At 70.9% G+C, this 20,660-nt stretch carries 21 protein-coding genes, 1 pseudogene and 1 riboswitch; of the genes and pseudogenes, 9 read left to right on the top strand and 13 right to left on the bottom strand.

Translation table 11 applies throughout. The features are described 5' to 3' along the window. Positions 1-136: 136 nt before the first annotated feature. The 3 genes and pseudogenes from ACIQBL_RS20565 to ACIQBL_RS20555 form a co-directional block, all read right to left on the bottom strand. A pseudogene (locus tag ACIQBL_RS20565) lies at positions 137-754 on the bottom strand (TIGR03621 family F420-dependent LLM class oxidoreductase); the annotation flags it as partial. A gap of 199 nt (positions 755-953) precedes the next feature. Beyond that, positions 954-3,524 (bottom strand): ABC transporter permease, encoded by a 2,571-nt coding sequence (locus ACIQBL_RS20560; RefSeq protein WP_401943780.1) that lies wholly within the window; start codon positions 3,522-3,524, stop codon positions 954-956. A gap of 4 nt (positions 3,525-3,528) precedes the next feature. Beyond that, positions 3,529-4,389, bottom strand: a complete 861-nt coding sequence (locus ACIQBL_RS20555; RefSeq protein ID WP_401943778.1) for an ABC transporter ATP-binding protein — start codon at positions 4,387-4,389, stop codon at positions 3,529-3,531. A gap of 217 nt (positions 4,390-4,606) precedes the next feature. On the opposite strand from ACIQBL_RS20555, the gene ACIQBL_RS20550 reads away from it, so the two are divergent. Both ACIQBL_RS20550 and ACIQBL_RS20545 read left to right on the top strand, forming a co-directional pair. After that, positions 4,607-4,846: a hypothetical protein gene (locus tag ACIQBL_RS20550; RefSeq protein ID WP_043668432.1), complete on the top strand. Its 240-nt coding sequence runs from the start codon at positions 4,607-4,609 to the stop codon at positions 4,844-4,846. Positions 4,847-4,851: 5 nt separating this feature from the next. Further along, complete coding sequence (locus ACIQBL_RS20545) at positions 4,852-5,226, top strand: fic family toxin-antitoxin system, toxin component (RefSeq protein ID WP_401943776.1); 375 nt, start codon at positions 4,852-4,854, stop codon at positions 5,224-5,226. Here ACIQBL_RS20545 and ACIQBL_RS20540 read toward each other — a convergent pair whose 3' ends face one another. Together ACIQBL_RS20540 and ACIQBL_RS20535 are read right to left on the bottom strand one after the other, a co-directional pair. Then, positions 5,227-5,913 (bottom strand): class I SAM-dependent methyltransferase, encoded by a 687-nt coding sequence (locus ACIQBL_RS20540; protein WP_401943774.1) that lies wholly within the window; start codon positions 5,911-5,913, stop codon positions 5,227-5,229. Between the two features lie 104 nt (positions 5,914-6,017). Further along, on the bottom strand, positions 6,018-6,704 hold the full coding sequence (locus ACIQBL_RS20535; protein WP_401943772.1) for an esterase/lipase family protein: 687 nt from the start codon (positions 6,702-6,704) through the stop codon (positions 6,018-6,020). 115 nt (positions 6,705-6,819) lie between these two features. Between ACIQBL_RS20535 and ACIQBL_RS20530 the strand changes: the two genes are divergently transcribed. Next, complete coding sequence (locus ACIQBL_RS20530; RefSeq protein WP_401943770.1) at positions 6,820-9,255, top strand: LuxR C-terminal-related transcriptional regulator; 2,436 nt, start codon at positions 6,820-6,822, stop codon at positions 9,253-9,255. 135 nt (positions 9,256-9,390) lie between these two features. Here ACIQBL_RS20530 and bioD read toward each other — a convergent pair whose 3' ends face one another. From bioD to bioB, 3 genes are read right to left on the bottom strand one after another with little or no spacing between them, the layout of a single operon-like run. Beyond that, positions 9,391-10,131 (bottom strand): dethiobiotin synthase, encoded by a 741-nt coding sequence (gene bioD / locus ACIQBL_RS20525; protein ID WP_401943768.1) that lies wholly within the window; start codon positions 10,129-10,131, stop codon positions 9,391-9,393. A gap of 1 nt (position 10,132) precedes the next feature. Further along, on the bottom strand, positions 10,133-11,425 hold the full coding sequence (locus tag ACIQBL_RS20520) for an adenosylmethionine--8-amino-7-oxononanoate transaminase (protein ID WP_401943766.1): 1,293 nt from the start codon (positions 11,423-11,425) through the stop codon (positions 10,133-10,135). Beyond that, entirely contained in the window at positions 11,418-12,656 is a 1,239-nt protein-coding gene (gene bioB, locus ACIQBL_RS20515) for a biotin synthase BioB (protein ID WP_401943765.1), read from the bottom strand. Before bioB ends, ACIQBL_RS20520 begins: the two co-directional genes overlap by 8 nt. Positions 12,657-12,803: 147 nt before the next feature. Between bioB and ACIQBL_RS20510 the strand changes: the two genes are divergently transcribed. Then, positions 12,804-13,931: an 8-amino-7-oxononanoate synthase gene (locus ACIQBL_RS20510; RefSeq protein ID WP_401943763.1), complete on the top strand. Its 1,128-nt coding sequence runs from the start codon at positions 12,804-12,806 to the stop codon at positions 13,929-13,931. Between the two features lie 41 nt (positions 13,932-13,972). Here the strand turns inward: ACIQBL_RS20510 and ACIQBL_RS20505 are convergent, their stop codons facing one another. Then, positions 13,973-14,197, bottom strand: a complete 225-nt coding sequence (locus tag ACIQBL_RS20505; protein WP_401943762.1) for a DUF397 domain-containing protein — start codon at positions 14,195-14,197, stop codon at positions 13,973-13,975. Between the two features lie 9 nt (positions 14,198-14,206). Continuing rightward, entirely contained in the window at positions 14,207-15,076 is an 870-nt protein-coding gene (locus ACIQBL_RS20500; RefSeq protein WP_401943760.1) for a helix-turn-helix domain-containing protein, read from the bottom strand. 212 nt (positions 15,077-15,288) lie between these two features. Here ACIQBL_RS20500 and ACIQBL_RS20495 point away from each other — a divergent pair, with 212 nt between their 5' ends. Next, positions 15,289-15,747, top strand: a complete 459-nt coding sequence (locus tag ACIQBL_RS20495) for an ATP-binding protein (RefSeq protein WP_401943758.1) — start codon at positions 15,289-15,291, stop codon at positions 15,745-15,747. Positions 15,748-15,831: 84 nt separating this feature from the next. On the opposite strand, the gene ACIQBL_RS20490 is transcribed toward ACIQBL_RS20495, so the two are convergent. From ACIQBL_RS20490 to ACIQBL_RS20480, 3 genes are all read right to left on the bottom strand, one after another. Further along, a complete protein-coding gene (locus ACIQBL_RS20490) occupies positions 15,832-16,305 on the bottom strand; it encodes a C40 family peptidase (protein WP_200716611.1) in 474 nt (157 codons plus the stop codon). 2 nt (positions 16,306-16,307) lie between these two features. Further along, a riboswitch (cyclic di-AMP (ydaO/yuaA leader) is annotated at positions 16,308-16,490 on the bottom strand. Positions 16,491-16,828: 338 nt separating this feature from the next. After that, complete coding sequence (locus ACIQBL_RS20485; RefSeq protein WP_401943756.1) at positions 16,829-17,137, bottom strand: hypothetical protein; 309 nt, start codon at positions 17,135-17,137, stop codon at positions 16,829-16,831. Positions 17,138-17,144: 7 nt separating this feature from the next. Beyond that, complete coding sequence (locus ACIQBL_RS20480) at positions 17,145-17,780, bottom strand: ATP-dependent Clp protease proteolytic subunit (protein ID WP_401943753.1); 636 nt, start codon at positions 17,778-17,780, stop codon at positions 17,145-17,147. Between the two features lie 82 nt (positions 17,781-17,862). Between ACIQBL_RS20480 and ACIQBL_RS20475 the strand changes: the two genes are divergently transcribed. The 4 genes from ACIQBL_RS20475 to ACIQBL_RS20460 all read left to right on the top strand — a co-directional run bounded on the left by ACIQBL_RS20475 (position 17,863) and on the right by ACIQBL_RS20460 (position 20,655). Next, a complete protein-coding gene (locus tag ACIQBL_RS20475; protein ID WP_401943750.1) occupies positions 17,863-18,141 on the top strand; it encodes a type II toxin-antitoxin system Phd/YefM family antitoxin in 279 nt (92 codons plus the stop codon). Between the two features lie 168 nt (positions 18,142-18,309). Beyond that, on the top strand, positions 18,310-18,612 hold the full coding sequence (locus tag ACIQBL_RS20470) for an urease subunit gamma (protein WP_356136359.1): 303 nt from the start codon (positions 18,310-18,312) through the stop codon (positions 18,610-18,612). Positions 18,613-18,629: 17 nt separating this feature from the next. Continuing rightward, entirely contained in the window at positions 18,630-18,941 is a 312-nt protein-coding gene (locus ACIQBL_RS20465) for an urease subunit beta (RefSeq protein ID WP_401943746.1), read from the top strand. Then, positions 18,934-20,655: an urease subunit alpha gene (locus tag ACIQBL_RS20460; protein ID WP_401943743.1), complete on the top strand. Its 1,722-nt coding sequence runs from the start codon at positions 18,934-18,936 to the stop codon at positions 20,653-20,655. Before ACIQBL_RS20465 ends, ACIQBL_RS20460 begins: the two co-directional genes overlap by 8 nt. Positions 20,656-20,660 lie beyond the last annotated feature (5 nt).

Genomic DNA, 20,660 nt, shown 5'->3' with positions numbered 1-20,660 from the left:
CGGTGGTCTCCGGCTCGGGTCCGCTGCGCAGGCCGGTGTCGAGCGCGTCCAGTAGCGGTTGCTCCCGCCGAGCGGGGACCAGGACTGGGTGACGACACCGAGCCGCTCGTGCAGGTCACGGAGTTCCCGCTGGACGGAGTACGGCGGGTTCCGCGCGGTCGGCCGCGAACTCCCGGTACCGGGCGACCCGTTGGCCGAACCCGGTGGCGTCGACCGGTGCCAGCCTGCCCTCCGTGTTGCCCGGCACCAGCCGCGCGCCCGTGAACGCCGCGATGTCCGCGTGCTCGGCGGTGAGGCGCAGCATGCGGTCGCCGTTGCCGCCGAGGAGCAGCGGTACCCGGCGCTCCGCGTCGTCCAGCAGCCGCCCCAACTCCTCGACCGTGCGCCGCAGATGGTCCACGCGCTGCCCCGGCGAACCGAAGGGCAGCCCCGCCGTGTCGTGCTCCGCCTGTACGTAGCCGGTGCCGAGGCCGAGTTCGAGGCGTCCGCCGGTCAGGTCGTTGACCGTCGTCACCTCGCGGGCCAGCAGAGTCGGGTTCCAGAAGCCCGCGTTGAGCGCGAACGTGCCCACTCGTGGCCGCTCGGTAGCCTCCGCCGCCGCGACCAGCGCCGGGAACGGCGCGACCATGCCCAGATGGTCGGGGACCAGGATCACGTCGTAGCCGAGTGCCTCGGCCCGGCGGCACTTGGCGCGCCACTCGGCGGCGGGTGCGGACGTGAGCAGACTGGCCCCGAAACGAAACGGGCGCGCCATGAACTCTCTTTGACGGCGGGCGACTTGGGCGACTGTGGCAATTCCCCTGGGCTACGGGCGACTTGAGTGAATGGTGCAATTCTCCTGGGAGGCGGGCCACTTGAGCGGCCGTCGCAATTCTCCTGGGTGGCGGGCCACTGGAGTGAACTGTCGCAACTCTCCTGGACGGCAGGTGACTTGAGCGACCGCCGTGATTCCCTCACTCGTGTGCGATCGCCGCCAGCACGTTCAGGCGGGACGCGCGCAACGCCGGCAGCAGTGCCGCCACGATGCCGACCACCGCCGAGCCGATCACCACCGCGACGATCGTGGTCCACGGGACCGCGAGCGCCTTCATGCCCTGGAGCGCCAGGACTTGTTGTGCGCAGACGCCCCACACCAGGCCCAGCCCGAGTCCGAGTACCGCACCGAACACGGCGATCACCACCGACTCCAGCCGGATCATCCGCCGCAGTTGACGCCGCCCGAGCCCGATCGCGCGCAGCAGCCCGATCTCCCGGGTGCGCTCGACGACCGACAGGGCAAGGGTGTTGACCACGCCGAGCACCGCGATGACGATGGCCAGCCCGAGCAGCGCGTACACCAGGTACAGCAGCACGGCGATCTGGTCGTGGACCAGCTTCTTGTAGTCGGCCTGGTCGCGGACCTGTACCTGCGGATAGGGCTTGAGTGTCGTGTCCAGCGCCTTGCGGAGCTGGTCGGCGCCGGTGCCGGCCGTGGCGTTCACGTACAGCGCGGAGTCCTGGCCGTTCGGGACGTACTTCTCGACCGTGGCGATCCCGAAGAACAGCCCGCCCTGCGTCCCGAACCCGCCGGAGGAGCCCTGGTCGCTGAGGGCGCCCACCGTCAACTGTGTGGTGCGTCCGCCCGGGAACTCGACGGGGAGCACGCTGCCGAGCCGTACGTGGTGGTCCTTCGCGAAGTTGACGTCCATGGCGAGATGTCCGGCGGCGAGCGCCGAAGTCGTGTTCCCCTGGGCGTACTTGATGTGGGCGACATCGTCGAGCCGGGTGTCGTAACCGGCGGCCGTCGTCTCCACCCGCCTGCCGTCCGGCAGCCGGACCGCGAGGGGCGCGAACCGGTCCCGTACGACGAGACCGACGCCCGGCGTGGCCCGCACATGGTCCGTGACCTCCTTGGAGAACGGCAGGAAGCCGCCGTTCTGGATCACGAAGTCGGCGCCCAGGGTCTTGTCGATCTGCTGGTCGAAGGACTTGGACATGGAGGCGCTGGCCACCGACATCCCACCGACGAGGGCGAGCCCCACCATCAGTGCCGCCGCGGTGGCGCCCGTACGGCGCGGGTTGCGCAGGGCGTTGCGCTGGCTCATCCGGCCGACCGAGCCGAACAGGGCGGGGAAGGCACCGCCCAGCACCCGGATCATCGGGCGGACCAGGAGCGGGCCCGCGATCACGGTGGCGATCAGGGTCAGGACGATGCCGAGGCCCAGGAAGGAGGCGGACGAGGCCGTCTTCGTCGCGGCCGCGCAGCCCGCGAGCGCGGCCGCACCGAGCGCCCCGACGACCGAACCCACCACGGCACGCACCCTCAACGGCCGCCCCACACCGGCGACTTCGGCGTCCGCGAGAGCCGCCATGGGCGAGACCGTCGCGGCCCGGCGGGCCGGGAGGTACGCGGCGACGAAGGTGACGCCGACGCCAACGACGTACGCAGCCACGGGAGTCGGCCAACTCACCACCATCTCCGTGGTCTTGAGGTTCATGCCGAAGGCCGTCATGAGCTTGATCAGCCCGGCCGCGAGCCCGATCCCGGCGGCCAGGCCCAGCGTGGAGCCGATCAGGCCGAGCAGCAGTGCCTCGGTGAGCACCGACCGCCGCACCTGCTTGCGGTCGGCGCCCAGGGCGCGCAACAGGCCCAGTTCGCGGGTGCGTTGGGCGATCAGCATCGAGAACGTGTTGACGATCAGGAAGACGCCGACGAGGACGGCGATGCCGGCGAAGCCCAACATGACGTATTTGATGACGTCCAGGAAGCCGCCCAGGTCGGCGGCGGCCGACTTCGCCTGCTCGTCGGCGGTCTTGATGTCGTACGTACCGGACGAACCGATCGCCGCGGCCACCCGCTGCTTGAGTACGGCGTCGGTCACACCCTTGGCCGCGTCCACCGAGATGCTCGTGGCCCGGTCGGGGGCGCCGAGCAACTGGTCCTTCGCGGTGGCGGGGTCGAGGAAGACCAGTGCGGCGCCGGGGTTCGTGGTGGTGAAGGTGGCGATGCCGACGATCCGGACCTTGAAGCTGCCGGGCTGCGCCTGCACGGTCAGGGTGTCGCCGATCTTCACGTGCTTGTGGTCGGCGGTGTCCGCGTCGAGGAGGGCCTGGTCGGCGCCCTGCGGGGGGTGCCCCGAGGTCAGTTTCACCGGGCTGCGGTCGGTGAGGTACCAGTCGGTGGCGATGGTGGGGGCGCCCGTGGTCGGGCCGACCGACTTGTTCCCGCTGTCGACGACCACGATGTTCTGCACGGACACGTCGGCGTGGGTCGCGGCGACCCCGGCCACCTTCGCCACCTGCGCGGCCAGCGAGGCGGGCACGGTCTCGGTCGCGCCGGTGGGCACCGAGGACTTGAGGTCCTGCCTCGGCTCGACGGTCACATCGGCGGAGGTGGACGCGAAGAGCCGGTCGAAGGTGCGGGTCACCGTGTCGGAGAAGATCAGGCTGCCCGCCACGAAGGCCACGGACAGCACGACGGCGAGCGCCGAGAGCAGCAGCCGTCCCTTGTGCGCGAGGAAGCTCCGGAGGGTCGCCTTCAGCACGGGTTCAGTCCTTGTCGAGGGTTACGTCGGTCGTGTTCTCGGAGGGACCCTCGAACTGGCTGCGGGCGAGGTCGAACCCGGGGGTCTGGGGGTTTCCCCCGGAAAAGAGGTGCATGCGTTGCAGCACCGCCTCCGCCGTGGGCCGCTCCATCTGGTCCACGATCCGTCCGTCCGCGAGGAAGAGCACCACGTCGGAGTGGGCGGCGGCGCCCGGGTCGTGGGTGACCATGACCACGCTCTGGCCCAGTTCGTCGACGGCGTCGCGCAGGAAGCCGAGCACTTCGAGGCCCGCCCGCGAGTCGAGGTTGCCGGTCGGCTCGTCCGCGAAGATCAGCTCGGGGCGGGAAGCGAGCGCCCGTGCGCAGGCCACGCGCTGCTGCTGGCCCCCGGAGAGCTGGGACGGCCGGTGCCCCAGCCGGTCCCGCAGACCGAGTGTGTCGATGACCTGGTCCAGCCACTTCTGGTCCGGCTTCTTGCCGGCGATGTCCATGGGCAGGGTGATGTTCTCGGCCGCGTTCAGGGTCGGGATGAGGTTGAACGACTGGAACATGAACCCGATCCGGTCCCGGCGCAGCCGGGTCAGCTCGCGGTCCTTCAGTCCGGTGATCTCGGTGTCGCCGAGCCACACCTGTCCGGCCGAGACGTTGTCGAGCCCCGCCAGGCAGTGCATCAGCGTGGACTTCCCGGAGCCCGAGGGGCCCATGACCGCGGTGAAACGGCCGCGCGCGATGTCCACGTCCACCGAGTCCAGGGCGAGCACGGTCGTCTCGCCCGAGCCGTACGCCTTGGTCAGACCGCGGGCGCGGGCCGCGTTCCCGCCGGCCGAGGCCCGACCCGGAGCGTGCTCCGCAGCAGATGTGGACAAGACAGCCCCCTGGGATTCCCTCGCTCGTGGACGTTCCGAAACCCTCGTGGACCGAGCCTAGTGTGACGCTCCGCACAGCCGATATCCCCCGTACGACCGAGGCGGTCTCCGTCCCAGGTCGGGCCCCCGATACCGGTGTAAGGGGCACCCTCCACCCGTCGGAGGAGCCCTGGCGGGTGCCTTGCGGGTGCTAGCGATCCGGCGCTAGCGTCTGGGTATGGCGAAGACCCAGCTGAACGTACGCGTGGACGAGGGCACCGCCCGCGCGGCCCGTGAACGTGCCCTGGCGCGCGGCATGAGCGTCAACCGGTACATAGAAGAGCTGGTCAGACAGGACACCGGCGAGGTCGGCCATACGTTCGTCGAGGCCGCGGCCGACTTCATGAAGCAGTACGAGTCCGTCTTCGCCGACGAGTTCGGCGCCGACGGGGAGAGCACCCGCGAAGGCCGCCGCTGATCCCTTTGAACAACCTCAGGATCGACCTCGCCTGGCTGCTGATGCTCGCCGAACAGAAGACACCGGGTGACCCCCAGGTCACCGACTGGGGCGCGCTCGTCGCCGCCGTCGCGCGCCACCAGGCCGACATATTCGACGTCCCCGTCTACGACAGCCCGTACGCGCGCGCCGCCTCCTTACTCCAACTCCTCATCCACGTTCCCGCGTTGGAGCGCTCCAACGCCCTCTTCGCCTCCGCCGTCGCGTACGCCTACCTCGTCGCCAGCGGTCTCAAGGTCGTCACCTCGCCCGAACAGGTCCGCGATCTGGCCCGGTTGGTGAAGAGCGGCGAGGCGTCGGTCGACGACATCGCGCAGGAGTTGCGCCAGTGGAGCCTGTGATCAGTCTTCGGCGGCAGGGCGCCAGGCGGTACCCAGGACGCAGTGCGACGTGGGCAGCGTGGGCCCTTTCTCCGGGATCAACACCCGCCGGTACGGCCCGAGTTCGAAGCCCGCGGTGCGCAGCGCGGCGACCGGGTTGCGGGCCAGATGGCAGCCGCCGTTCAGCGGTGGCCACAGCGTGCGGTCCAGGGCGCGCTGGGTGAACGCCATCGCCGGTCCGCCGCCCCGGCCGTGCTCGAAGAACCGCACGACTCCGCCGGGCCGCAGCACCCGCCGTACCTCCGCCAGCGTCCGCGGTACGTCGCGCACGCTGCACAGCACGAGCGACAGCACGACCGCGTCGTAGGCCTCGCTCTTGACGGGCAGCTTCTCCGCCGCGCCCGGCACCACGTCGACGGGCACCTCGGAGCGGCGCGCGGACTCCACGGCCAGCCGGCGCAGACTCCGCTCGGGCTCGATCGCGACGACCTCGGAGACGGCGCTCGGATAGTGGGCGAAGTTCAGGCCGTTCCCGGCCCCGATCTCTATCACCCGCCCGGAGAGCCCGGCGAGCAGCCGGTCGCGCATCCCGGCGATGCCGAACCGCGACTCGGCGGCCACGCTGACACGGGCGTAGTAACGGGCGAACAGCGGGTGGTGGACGGCGTCCCGCGGCACAGTGCCGGAGCCTGCGGACCGTAGCGGCATGGCGACCTCCCGGACCGGACCGGGCCGAAACCGGTCCCTACCGGGATTGTCCCCCCTGCCGCCCTTGACCACCCCCGCTGCCGCCGGGGAAGGACGGGCCGGGATCAGGAGATGAAGTCCCGGACCTGCTGGTAGACGCCGTAGTCGTTGTTCATGTCCTCGTGCGATATGCACCCGACGTCGACATTGGTCGCGCCGCTCAGCTCGGCCGAGGTGTCCGGGTTGATCGCCGCGTCGCAGTCCGACCAGTAGGCCGCGTACGACACGCTGCCGGGCGTCTCGTCACCCGAGTTGAGCGCCGTGAGGAACGAACTCCCCGTCTGCATCTCCTTGCAGGACGTGTACAGCCAGCCGCACAGGGAGGCGATGGAGGTGCCGTGGTTGACCCCGGCGACCGAGACGAAGTGATCGACGTACGACGTGCCGCTCAGGTTCTTGAGGAAGTAGCGGGAGCTGAGCGTCCCCATGGAGTGACCGACGATGTCGACCTTCGACGCCCCGGTCTGCGCGAGCACGCTCTTGACCTCGGTGGCCAGCTGGGAGGCCGTGGTGACGTTCGACTGCGTCCAGTCGTAGGACCACGCGAACAGCTCGGACGAGGTGTAGCCGTCGGCCTTGAAGTCCGCGACCCAGTCGTCCCAGCTGCTCGACGAACTGCTCAGCCCGTGCACGAACACGATCGGATCGTGGCTCGCCGCGTGAGCGGGCGTCGAGGCCAGGGAGAGTGACAGAAGGAGCGACGTGGTCACGGCCGACAGGGCCGCGGCGATGCGACGCTTGTGGCGCTGCATGATGCCTCCTGATACGGGTGGGGTTGTCAGGAGTGTCAGCGGGGGTCTACGCGCGCCGCATCGGCGAAATCGCCGGTCTTTACGGGTGAATTAACTCGCCAGTAACGTCAGTTGTGTGCTGACTCCGGTGAACCCCACTTCTCTAGACCGCACTTCGCCACCGTCGCGCACCGACGCGGGGCGAACCCTCGACCCCGCGCTCCCCGAAGGGGTCCGCATCCGGGTACTGCGCGCGACCTACGGCGATCCGCGCGCCGCCGCCGAACTCCTCCCGCGCCTGACCCCACGCCAGGCCGCGGGCCTCGACCCCCTCCCGACCGAACCGGCCTCCCTGGCACCGGAGTTGCTGAGCCGGCACCGCCGGGAGATCCGCGCCCTGCCCGACGACACCCGGCTGCTCCTTCTCCTCGCCGCCGCGGACCAGTACCCGGTCGCCACCCACGCCTTCCTGCGCGCCGTCGCGGCGGGCCGCCTCGACACCCGGCCCCTGGACGCCGCCGAGACGGCCGGGGTCGCGCAAGTGACGGCCGGTGGTGTGGTGTTCCGCGACGCGTGGACGAGGATCGCCGCGTACGAGACCGGGTCCCCCGCCGACCGACGGGACGTCCACCGGTTGCTGGCACGGGTGTTGCGCGCCGAGGGGGAGACGCCCCGACGCTCCTGGCACCGGGGTGCGGGCGCGCTCGGCCCCAGCGTGCGGCTCACGGCGGAACTCCGCACGGCCGCACAGCGGGCACGCGACACCGGTGAACACACCCTCGCCTGCGCCCTCGTCGAACGTGCCGCCGCGCTCTCCCGCGACCCCCGCGAACAGTCCCGCCTCCTCGACCGCGCCGCCGGCGACGCCTGGCAGTCCGGAGAGGGCGACCGGGCCCGAAGACTCGCCGCCGCGACGGACAGCGACGCGTTGAACGGGGTGTTCGCGCTGCGGGCGGGGAACGCGGCGGAGGCGTTCGACGCGCTGCTGATCGCGGTGGGGCGGCGGGAGTCGGGGGAGTCTGCGGGCTCGTTGAGCGAGGTACCCAGGTCGGCGGAGACGGCCGGGGCGGCGGGGGCACGCCGGTCGGCCGGGACTGCCGGAACGGTTGAGGCACCCCGGTCGACCGGGACGGTCCGATCGACGGAGCTATCCGGATCGACCGCATCCCCTCGGGCGGCCACCGCCCCGTCGACTGCGGCACCCCGAACGACCGGGACGCCCCCCGTCGCCATCTCCGCCGTACCGCGAACTCCCGCCCCGGACCACGCTGTTCACCTTCTCGCCCGGGCCACCGAGGCCGCCGTCTACACCGGGGACCTGAGACGGTGCCGGGAGGCGGCGGCCGTCGCCTCCCGGCTCGGGATCGTGCCGCACGGGACGCTCGGGGGACTGGCCGCCGCTTGCGAGGGGCGGTACGAGGACGCGCGGGACCTGTTGAAAGCCGCCGCCGGGAGATGCGGACCCGGAGGCGACCCCACCCTGCTCATCCATGCCGGGATCGCCGCGCTGATGCTCGGCGACCACACCCGTGCCACCACCGCCACCGTGCGGGCGGCGACCTCGGCCCGGGCGCGGGGCGCGACCGTGGTCGTCGCGCAGGCGATGGAGTTCCGGGCCTACGCCGAGTTCTGGACCGGGCGTCCACGGGCCGCCGAGACGGCCGCGGCGGACGCCCTGTGGCAGGCCCACGCGACCGGACAGGACAACGGCGCGTGTCATCTGCAGGCCGCGCTCGCCATGTTCGCGGCGCTCACCGGAGACGGCGACGTCTGCCGGGAACGCGCCGCCGCCGCCCGCTCCTACGCTCTCGGCCGCGGCCTGGGCCTGCCGGCCGCCCTCGCGCAATGGGCGCTCGCCTACCTCGACCTCAGCAGCGGCCGGTTCGCCGCGGCGGCGGCCAGGTTGCGCGCGCTCGCCGGGTTCGGCCCGGGCCACGGCCACCGGGCGATCCGGCACCTGGCCACCCCGCACTACGTCGAGGCCGCCGCCCGCAGCGGCGACACCCGTATCGCCCGCGCCGCACACGCCGACTACGACCGCTGGGCACGCGCCGTCCGCAGCCCCGACGACCTAGCCCTGAGCGCCCGCTGCCGGGCCCTGCTCGCACCCGGCGACGAGGCGGTCGAGCACTACCGCACCGCCCTCGACCTGCACGCGCGCGGCACCCGCGACTTCGAACGGGCCCGCACCGAGCTGCTGTTGGGCGGCGCCCTGCGCCGACTGCGCCGGCGCACCGAGGCCCGCGACCGGCTGCACACCTCGCTGGAGGCCTTCGAGTCCTTCGGCGCCCCGCACTGCGCCGCCCAGGCCCGCGCCGAACTCCGCGCGCTCGGCACACCGGTGGGCGCGACCGCCCTGCCTCCGCCTGGAGCCACCACCACCCGCCTGACCGCCCAGCAACTCATGGTCGCCCGCATGGCCGCCGACGGCGCCACCAACCGTGAGATCGCCGTCCGCCTCGCGCTCAGCCCGCGCACGATCGACCACCATCTGCGCGGTGTGTTCAGCCGGTTGGGCATCCGGTCGCGGATCGAACTGGTGCGGTTGCTCGCCGAGGGGGAGGCCTCATAGCCCTGGCCTGACCTGACCTGGCCTGACCGGGTCGAATCGAGGTGACGGAGTCGCGTGTGATGCGTGGCGGTGCTGCGTTCGCCGAGGGCGGTCCGTTGGGTCGCGCCGGGCCCGAAGCCAGTCGGCGGACGGCCCCTAAACCGTGCCCCCCTTCCAAGAAGGCGGCGCCTCCCGCACCCCGAACCCCTCCGCGTCCCACGTCCCGTCAAGCCTTGGCGCCAGCCAACTCGGCGCCGCAGCACGGAAGTCGGCCGGAGTGAGCGCCCCCGCCCCCTCCGGCAACGCACCCAGCAGCGGTACCTCGGACACCTCCGGCAGGTCGGCCACATTGCAACGCGACGCCAGATCGGGCTCGGTGGGCCAGCCGCCGATCACCACGCCCAGCAAGTCGAGCCCCCGGGAACGGAGTTCACGGGCCGTCAGTTCCGTGGTGTTCAGGGTGCCCAGGCCCGCCGACGCCACGACCAGCACCGGAGCGCCCAGCAACCGCGCCGCGTCCGCCAGCGTGCCGCCCTCCGCGTCGAACCGGACGAGCAGTCCGCCCGCGCCCTCCACCAGCACCAGATCGTGCTCGGTGGCCAACTTCTGCGCCGCTTCCGCCACTTCGTGCGGGCGGACCGGCGCCATACCGGCCCGGCGCGCTGCCGTGCCGGGTGCCAACGGCTCGGGGTAGCGGGCGAGTTCGGCCGCCGTCACGGCGCCCACGAGCCGGGCGACCTCGTCGGCGTCGCCGCGCTCGTCCGGCCGTAGACCCGTCTGGGCGGGCTTGAGGACGGCCACCGTGCGGCCGGCCGCTACCGCCGCGGCGGCGACGGCTGCCGTGGCGATCGTCTTGCCGACCTCCGTGCCCGTGCCCGTGATCACCAGTACCGGCATGTCATCCCTCCCGTGCCGCCGCGCACACCGCGCGGGCGATCCGTGCCAGGTCGGCGTCGCCCGTGACGTACGGCGGCATCGTGTAGACGAGGTCGCGGAACGGCCGTAGCCACACGCCCTCGCGTACGGCCGCGTCCGTGGCGGCCTTCATGTCGACGGAGTGGTCGAGTTGGACCACTCCGATGGCGCCGAGGACGCGGACGTCCCGGACGCCGGGGATTCCCGAAGCCGGGGCCAGGCCCTCCCGCAGGGCCGTCTCGATGCGCTTGACCTCCGCCAGCCAGTCCTGGTTCAGGAGGAGTTCGATCGACGCGCAGGCCACGGCCGCCGCCAGCGGGTTGCCCATGAACGTGGGGCCGTGGGCGAGGACCGGTACCTCGCCGCGCGAGATGCCGTCCGCCACGCGTGACGTGCACAGCGTCGCCGCCATCGTCATATAGCCGCCGGTCAGCGCCTTGCCCACGCACATCACGTCGGGCGTGACGGCCGCGTGGTCCGCCGCGAACAAGGCTCCCGTACGGCCGAAACCCGTCGCGATCTCGTCGAACACCAGCAGCACGTCGTGCGCGTCGCACGCCTCGCGCAGCACCCGCAGATACGCGGGGGAGTGGAACCGCATCCCGCCCGCACCCTGCACCACCGGTTCCACGATCACCGCGGCCAGTTCGTGCGCGTGCCGCCCGATCAGCTCGCGCAGATGGTCGGCGTACGGCTCGTTGTACTCCGCCGGAGGCGCGTCCGCGAAGAGCTGTTGCGGCAGCACTCCCGCCCACAGCTCGTGCATCCCGCCCTCGGGGTCGCACACCGACATCGGCTGCCAGGTGTCGCCGTGGTAGCCGCCGCGCCAGGTCAGCAGGCGCTGCTTGGCCGGGCGGCCGAGCGAGCGCCAGTACTGGAGGCACATCTTCACCGCGACCTCGACCGACACCGAGCCCGAGTCGGCCAGGAAGACATGCTCCAGGCCGTCGGGAGACAAATCGACAAGGAGCTTCGCCAGCCGTACGGCGGGCTCGTGCGTGAGCCCGCCGAACATCACATGGCTCATCCGGCCGAGCTGCTCACGCGCGGCCTCGTTGAGCACGGGGTGGTTGTAGCCGTGGATCGCCGACCACCAGGACGACATCCCGTCGACCAGCTCTCCCGAGCCGTCCGCGAGCCGGAGCCGCACCCCACTCGCCGACTCCACGACGAGCGGTTCGACGCGGCCGGGCATCGGGCCGTACGGATGCCAGACGTGCCGCCGGTCCAGTTCCAGCAGCTCGGCGATGGGCACGCCGCCGGTCGGGTCAGGCATTGGGCGCGAGATCCGTTCCGGCACCTCGACGGCGTACGGCGACCAGGTCCCGGCGCACCTCGTCGACCTGCGGCACGGGAGCGGACGTAGAGGCGGGAGCGGAACCGCAGACTCCGGTGCCCTCGTGCCCACCGCACCCGGCGCCCTCCTGCGAACCGCACCCGGCACCTTCGTGCGACCCGCAGCCCGCGCTCTCGTGCGAACCGCACCCGCCCGCCGCCACAGCCGTCCGGTGCTCCGGCAGCGTCACCTCGCCCGCGCCCTCCACCTCGAAGCCCGCGTCCGCGATCATCTCCAGGTCGGCGTGGCCGGCCTGGCCCTCACTGGTGAGGTAGTCGCCGAGGAAGATCGAGTTGGCGAGGTTCAGCGCGAGGGGCTGCATCGTGCGCAGGTGGACCTCACGGCCGCCCGCGATGCGCACCTCGACGTCCGGGCACACGAACCGCACCATCGCGAGGATGCGCAGACACCGCTGCGGGGTGAGGTGCCACTCCTGGGCGAGCGGGGTGCCCTCCATCGGGATCAGGAAGTTCACCGGCACCGAGTCCGGGTCGAGATCGCGGAGGGAGAAGACGACGTCCACCAGGTCCTCGTCCGTCTCGCCCATGCCGGCGATCAGACCGGAGCAGGCGGACAGGCCGGCCGCGTGCGCCTTCTGCACGGTGTCGACGCGGTCGGCGTACGTGTGGGTGGTCGTGATGTCGCCGTACGTCGACTCGGACGTGTTGAGGTTGTGGTTGTAGGCGTCCGCGCCGGCCTCGCGCAGCCGGTCGGCCTGGCCGTCGGAGAGCAGGCCGAGGCAGGCGCACACCTCGACGCCCTCGTTCTGGTCCTTGATCGCCTTGATGGTGCCCGCGACCCGGTCCACGTCCCGGTCGGTCGGACCCCGGCCGGAGGCCACCAGACAGACCCGCTTGGCGCCACCCGCCACACCGGCCGCCGCGGCCTTCGAGGCGTCGTCGGGTTTCAGCCACGTGTACTTCAGGATGTCGGCCTTGGAACCGAGCCGCTGCGAGCAGTACGAGCAGTCCTCGGGGCACAGTCCGGACTTGAGGTTGACGAGATAGTTGAGCTTCACCCGTCGGTCGAACCAGTGCCGGCGCACCTTTCCGGCCGCGGCCACGACATCCAGCAGGTCGTCGTCGGAGGTGGCGAGCACGGCGAGTGCTTCCTCGCGGGTCGGCAGCTCGCGCCGAAGCCCCTTGTCCACGAGCGTGTTCAGCAGGTCCATGAGGCCCGATCCTGTCCTACGGGACCGCCCGCGGCCAAGGAGAGATCGGACAAGAGACAGGGTTCGACGTGTGGGTATTGCCACATCCTGGGCGGCTGGTCGTCCGATTAGTGTCTGTGCACTGCCTACAAAAGCCCCGGAGGAACCATGGCGTTCGGCTGGATCGACGACCAGGCGGAGCAGCGCCGCCGCGCCGGGCTCGTACGGACCCTGCGCCCCCGTCCCGCCGACTCGCCGCTCCTCGATCTCGCGAGCAACGACTACCTGGGTCTTGCCCACCACGCGGAGGTCGTCGAGGGGGCCGCCGCGGCGGCGCGGACCTGGGGCGGCGGTGCGACCGGGTCGCGGCTCGTCACCGGAACGACCGAATTGCACGTCCAACTGGAGCGTGAACTGGCCGAGTTCTGCGGCTTCGAGGCGGCCCTCGTCTTCTCCTCCGGCTACGCGGCCAACCTCGCCGCGGTCACCACGCTCGCGCCGCACGGCTCGCTGATCGTCTCCGACGCGGGCAACCACGCCTCGCTCATCGACGGCTGCCGGCTGGCCCGGGGCGCCACCCAGGTCGTAGGACACGCCGATCCGGACGGCGTGCGCAAGGCGCTGCGGACGCACGACGGGCAGGCCGTCGTCGTGTCCGACTCGGTGTTCTCCGTGGACGGGGACGCGGCGCCGGTGGGCGCGCTCGCCGAGGCGTGCCGGGAGCACGGGGCGGGGCTGCTGCTCGACGACGCGCACGGGCTCGGGGTGCTGGGCGACGGCGGGCGCGGGGCGCCGTACGCGGCGGGGCTCGCGGGGGCCGAGGACGTGGTCGTGACGGTCACCCTGTCCAAGTCGCTCGGCAGTCAGGGCGGAGCCGTGCTCGGGCCGGCCCGAGTGATCGACCATCTGGTCAACGCGGCACGGACGTTCATCTTCGACACGGGACTCGCGCCGGCGGCGGCGGGTGCCGCGCTGGCGGCGCTCACCCTGCTGCGGCGCGAGCCCGGGCGGGCCGCACGGGCCCGCGCCGTGGCGGGTGAACTGCACGCGCGGCTGACCGCCGCGGGTCTGGAAGCGGTACGTCCGGACGCCGCGGTGGTGTCGGTGCGCGCGCCGTCCCCGGAGGCGGCCGTGCAATGGGCGGCCGACTGCCGTACGGCAGGGCTGGCCGTGGGCTGCTTCCGTCCTCCTTCCGTGCCCGACGGCATCTCACGGCTCAGGCTGACCGCCCGAGCGGACCTCTCCGGGGCGGAGATCGAACGCGCTGTACGTGTGATCGGCGAGACGCGACCATGAGTCGGCGTGACACGGTCGTGTGCCGCTGACGGGGGAACCGATCAGTGGAACGCGGTGAGGAAGCCAGTCCAGCTCTCGGGGGAGAAGAGCAGGGCGGGTCCTTCCTGGTCCTTCGAGTCGCGTACGGCGAGCAGCCCCGAGCCGGGGCCCGAGCGCGGACGGGCCGCCTCGACGCAGTTGTTCGCTCCCGTGCTGTAGCTGCTGCGCAGCCACCGCACACCATGCAGATCGGTACTGGAAGGTACGTTCCGAGGCAGTGCAGACATGGTGCCTCCTTACGCGCCGTCACCTATCCCGGCGATGTAATCCAACGAATCCTCGGTCGAAAGGGCGTGGAACTGAAGGGTGTTGAAGGCCTCGCTGTAGGCCTCTAGGTCTTCTTTCCGTTCGAGGTAGAGGCTACTCGTCAAGTGGTCGAGAACAACCACGTCCAGATCAGAAGTGCTCGGAAAGGAGAAGATAACGAAAGGTCCGGTGATACCGATGTGCGCTCCTGCGGCGAACGGCAAGACCTGAAGCCTCACTTGGGGCAGGTGGGCCGCCTCCACGAGCCGCTCCAGCTGACGTGCCATCACACCCGGCCCGCCGACCTCCCGGCGCAACACCGCCTCGTCGAGGACCACGCTCAGTGCCAGCGGCGGGTCCATCCGCAGCACGTCCTGCCGGGCCAGCCGCACCTGCACCAGCGCGTCGAGCCGCTCGGGCCCGTCGTTGTCGAGCCCTCCCACGGCGGCCCGGGTCACCGCCCGCGCGTACTCGGGCGTCTGCAACAGCCCGGGGACCACCGACGTCTCCAGCGTGCGGATGGTGCTGGCCTGTGACTCCAGGCTGATGAAGTCCCGGTAGGCGGGCGGCAGTACACCGCGGTAGGCGTGCCACCAGTGGTGCCGGCCGCCGCCGTCGTCGGAACCCGCCAACACCAGCAGCATGTCGCGGAGTTGTGCGTCGCCGACCTGATAGGCGTCCAGAAGTAACCGGACGTCGGGCGCTTTCACGCCACTCGCGCCGGTCTCGATCCGGCTCACCTTCGACTGGTGCCAGCCGACCAGCCGGGCCGCCTCACCGCTGGTGAGCCCCACTCCCGCGCGCAGCGCGCGCAGTTCGGCACCCAGTTTCCGGCGGCGCACCGCGGGACCGTACTGCATGGGTTTCTCCTTACTCCTTCCGAGTCGCCCAAATAGAGTCCGGGTTCGCAGAGTTCACCGCTTCGAGCGACAGATATATGCATATCTTGGTGGATCGGCACCGTTGGCGACGCGGTAATGGCAGTCTGGCGAAGAAGCACCAGTCCGGGACCGTACTCGAACCATCCGCTCCGTGTCGGACACCGGTCCCGCGGGAAAGGGACGACCGCGCCATGGCAGACCATCTGGAAGCATCCGTCACTCTGCCGAGCGATCCCGCCTCGGTCTCCACCGCCCGCTCCTACGTGGTCGGGACCCTCGCGGAATGGGGACTGCCGACGGACACGGAGGCCGCCGACACCATCCGTCTCATCGTCTCCGAACTGGCCACCAACGCCGTACAGCACACCTTCGGGCAGTCACCCACCTTCACGGTGGACATCGAGCTGGAGCGTGACGAGCAGCTGCGCATCGGGGTCACCGACAGCCACCCGCGCTTCCCCAAACGCCTGCCCGCGGCGGTCCAGCAGGACAACGGCCGCGGCATGGTCATCATCCGCTGGCTGACCGCGGAGTGCGGCGGCAAACTCAAGGTCAGGGCCACCCGGGAGGGCGGCAAGACGGTCTCCATCGAGGTGCCCTGGACGGTACCGGCCCGGCCGGTGACCGCTGCGGGTCAGCAGGAGCCGTAGAGAGACATGGCGAAGGCCTCTGGACACCCGAGGGGGTGGCGGTCCGTCAGGAGACCGCCACCCCCTCGGGAGTTTCAGCACGGGTCAGCTGACCCGGCCGTACCAGACGCTCTTGGTCCAGATCTTCTGCAACCGCACCACGTCCCCGGTCTTCGGGGCGTGCCAGATCTTTCCCCCGCCGGCGTAGATGCCGACGTGGTAGACGCTGGAGCCCGAGTGGAAGAAGACGAGGTCCCCGGCCTTGCGGCTACCGGCCGAGATGTGGTGGGTCTTGTTGTACTGCTGGGCGGCCGTACGGGGCAGCTTCTTGCCTGCCTTCTTGTACGAGTACAGCGTGAGCCCGGAGCAGTCGAAGCGGCCCGGTCCGGTGGCCCCGTACCTGTACGGGGCGCCCTTCTTGGACGCCGCGACCTGGAGTGCCTTCGTCGCGGGTGTCGCGGCCGCGGCGTCGGATGCGACGCCCGGTATCACGACGGAACCGCCAACGGCGGCGATGGCGAAGGCCGAGGCCGTACCGGCTCGGACCATCAGCGACGGGACACGATTGAGCGCAGTCATGCGCAACCCTTCGTCAGCCGCCTGTGAAGGATGACCTGTCGGATTCGGGCTGACAAAGTTGCCCGGCCGCACACTCGCGGCTTCACCCCAAGGGCTGCTCGACCCGGTCATGGCGTGACCGTCCCGGCGACCCGTCGTGCCTGGGTCCTCCACTCCTACCGATGCAATCCTGTCGACCTGTCATCCCGGCGGCGGTAGGGCTCGGCGTCCGCCCGGATCGCCCCGCCGCTGCGGCGGGGTCTTGTCGTCAGACAGGGATCTTCACCTATGAATGTCCGAAAAGCCCAACGGAATCGGGGATTTGTGGGGTTACTCACCACTCACCCGTTCGGCTGAACATATCGGTGTTCGAAGGAGTGCCGAGGGGGTGCGACGCTCGGACCAGCACGGGAACACCTCTCCCGGCCCCCGGGCTACGCGTGCTGCGTGACCCGGACGGCGGTACCGACGGAGCGGCGACTACGTCGATCGGCGGTACGTCGTTCGGCCCGTTTCATCCCCGCCCCGGACGGCCGTGCGCCTCTCAACTGTCGGAGGGCGCGGGGATGGTGACGCGCGCCGTGCGGCGCTCCCCGTCCAGTACGCGCAGCGCACGCGCCAGCGTGGGGGCGTGCAACTCGGTCTCGCCCCGCTGGTGCATCAGCGCCAGCGCGTCCCGCAACTGCGTGGCCTTGGCCACCAGCGCCTGGGCGGCCCGCAGTCCACGGTACGTGTCCCCGTGGTGCGCCGGGTTGATACGGCCCAGCAGATCGGCCACATCCAGGTAACGGTCGATCAACTCGCCCTCGGCGCGCGTCAGTGCGGGCAGCGGCGGAAGTTCCGGCGGCAGCATCGTCGGCTCACTCCCCGCCCGGCTCGGTCAGCGAGGACTTGCGGGTGGACACGATCCGGTCCACCAGCCCGTATTCCAGGGCCTGTTGGGCGTTCATGATCCGGTCCCGCTCGATGTCCGCGCTCACCTGCTCCACCGTCCGGCCCGTGTGCAGGGCGAGTATTTCCTCCAGTTGGGCCCGTGAGCGCGCCAACTCCTGTGCCTGGATGACGAGATCACTCGCCTGACCCTGGACCGGCTCGGTGAACGCGGGCTGGTGGATCACCACCCGCGCACCCGGCAGCGCGGACCGCTTGCCCGGTGTGCCCGCCGCCAGCAGCACCGCCGCGGACGAGCCGGCCTGGCCCAGACAGACCGTCTCCACGTCGCAACTGACGAACCGGAGCGTGTCGTAGATCGCCGACATCGCGGTGAACGATCCGCCGGGCGAGTTGATGTACAGCGAGATGTCCCGGTCCGGCGCCTGGTACTCGAGGTGCATGAACTGGGCCATCACATCGTTCGCCGAGATGTCGTCGATCGGCGTCCCGAGGAACACGATCCGCTCCTCCAGCAGCTTCGCGTACGGATCGAGGGTCCGGTGCCCGGCGCTGGTGCGCTCGGTGAACTCGGGCAGGACATGGCGGGCGGACGGTCGGGTCATTGGCGTAGCCCCTCGCTGACTGGCTCTACTCTGGCTTGCTCTGTACAAAATGTACAGGACGTATGGAACGTATGATGGGCCCATGGCCTACGAGATTCCGGTGACGCAAGCCAGGGCTGAGCTCGCCGACCTGATCAACCGGGTGGTGTACGGCGGTGAGCGCGTCGTCGTGACGCGGCACGGGAAGCCGCTTGTCGCCCTTGTCTCCGCCGCCGACCTGGAGCGACTGGACGAACTGGACCGGTCCGGCGAGGAGCGGGTGATCAGTGCCGTCTCCGTCGTGCGTGAGGTCGCGTCCGCTCCCCGCGAACACCAGCGGTTCGGTATCGCGGCCGAACACCGGGGGGTCAATCCCGCGTAGTGGGGGACCGCTCTACGGGCGTAGATGTGATTGCCCTGATCACAGCTCGGTTAACTTGCTTGAAACCCGGTCCAACTAGCCTGCCGATCCACGCCACCAGGCACTTTGACCGGGGGCTGCGGCAGCCGGACCCCGCACGGTCCGGAGCGAGGACTGTGAGGTGGGAGCGTGCAACTGACCCCGCACGAGCAAGAGAGGCTGCTGATCCATGTGGCGGCCGACGTGGCCGAGAAGCGCCGGGCCCGTGGTCTGAGGCTGAACCACCCCGAGGCGATCGCCCTCATCACGTCGCACATCCTCGAAGGCGCCCGGGACGGCCGTACCGTCGCCGAGCTGATGTCCTCCGGGCGCAAGCTGCTCACCAGGGACGACGTCATGGAGGGCATCCCCGAGATGATCCACGACGTGCAGGTCGAGGCGACCTTCCCGGACGGCACCAAGCTCGTCACCGTCCACGACCCGATCGTCTGACGAAGGGGAGCGACGCCATGATTCCCGGAGAGTTCCTGTTCGCGGACGACCCGATCGTCTACAACGCGGGCCGCGAGGTCACACGGATGACCGTCCTCAACGCCGCCGACCGGCCCGTCCAGGTCGGCTCCCACTACCACTTCGCCGAGGCCAACCCCGGCCTCGCGTTCGACCGCGCCGCGGCCCGCGGCAAGCGGCTCAATGTCGCCGCCGGCACGGCCGTGCGCTTCGAGCCGGGGATTCCCGTCGACGTCGAACTCGTCCCGCTGGTCGGCGCCCGTGTCGTGCCCGGACTGCGCGGGGAGACCGGAGGTGCCCTCGATGCCTGAGATCTCCCGTGCCGCGTACGCGGACCTCTTCGGGCCGACCACCGGCGACCGTATCCGGCTCGCCGACACCGATCTGCTGATCGAGATCGAGGAGGACCGCTCCGGCGGTCCCGGACTCGCCGGTGACGAGGCCGTGTTCGGCGGCGGCAAGGTCATCCGCGAGTCCATGGGCCAGGCGCGTGCCACGCGCGCGGACGGCACCCCCGACACCGTCATCACCGGCGCCGTCATCGTCGACCACTGGGGCATCGTCAAGGCCGACGTCGGCATCCGCGACGGCCGGATCACCGGCATCGGCAAGGCCGGCAACCCCGACACCATGGACGGCATCCACCCCGACCTGGTGATCGGCCCCGAGACCGAGGTCATCGCCGGGAACGGACGCATCCTCACGGCCGGCGCCGTGGACGCGCACGTCCACTTCATCTGTCCGCAGATCGCCGACGAGGCGCTCTCCGCCGGGGTCACCACGCTGGTCGGCGGCGGCACCGGACCGGCCGAGGGCTCCAAGGCGACCACCGTGACGCCCGGCCCCTGGCATCTGGCCCGGATGATGGCGGCGATGGAGCAGTACCCGCTCAACATCGGCTTCCTCGGCAAGGGCAACACCGTCTCGCACGAGGCGATGATGTCCCAGATCCGCGGCGGCGCGCTCGGCCTGAAGCTGCACGAGGACTGGGGCTCGACCCCGGCCGTCATCGACGCCTCGCTCACCGTCGCCGACCGCACGGGCGTCCAAGTCGCCATCCACACCGACACGTTGAACGAGGCCGGGTTCGTCGGCGACACCCTCGCCGCGATCGCCGGACGCGGCATCCACGCGTACCACACCGAGGGTGCGGGCGGCGGGCACGCGCCCGACATCATGACCGTGGTCTCCGAGCCGCACGTGCTGCCCAGCTCCACCAACCCGACCCGGCCCTACACCGTCAACACCGCCGAGGAACACCTCGACATGCTGATGGTCTGCCACCACCTCAACCCGGCGGTCCCCGAGGACCTGGCCTTCGCCGAGTCCCGCATCCGCCCGTCCACGATCGGCGCGGAGGACATCCTCCACGACCTCGGCGCCATCTCGATCATCTCCTCCGACGCGCAGGCGATGGGGCGCGTGGGCGAGGTGATCCTGCGGACCTGGCAGACGGCGCACGTGATGAAGCGGCGGCGGGGCGCACTGCCGGGCGACGGGCGCGCGGACAACCATCGCGTACGGCGCTATGTCGCCAAGTACACGATCAACCCCGCCCTCGCGCAGGGCCTCGCTCGCGAGGTCGGCTCCGTCGAGACCGGCAAGCTCGCCGACCTCGTGCTGTGGCAACCGGCGTTCTTCGGTGTCAAGCCGCACCTCGTGATCAAGGGCGGACAGATCGCGTACGCGCAGATGGGCGACGCCAACGCGTCCATCCCGACCCCGCAGCCGATCCTGCCCCGCCCGATGTTCGGGGCGATCGGACGGGCGCCGGCCGCCAACTCCTTCAACTTCGTCGCGCAGTTGGCGATCGAGGACGGGCTGCCCGAGCGGCTCGACCTCGGCAAGAAGTTCGTCGCCATCGAGTCCACGCGCGGGGTCACCAAGGCCGACATGCGGGAGAACGACGCCCGGCCACGCGTCCAGGTCGACCCCGACAGCTTCGCCGTGCACATCGACGGGGAGCTGGTCGAGGCGACTCCGGCGGCCGAACTGCCCATGGCCCAGCGGTACTTCCTCTTCTGATGAGG

The organism is Streptomyces sp. NPDC088350 (assembly GCF_044753545.1).
Classification (GTDB): domain Bacteria; phylum Actinomycetota; class Actinomycetes; order Streptomycetales; family Streptomycetaceae; genus Streptomyces.
This window is presented reverse-complemented; position numbering and strand designations above follow the sequence as displayed.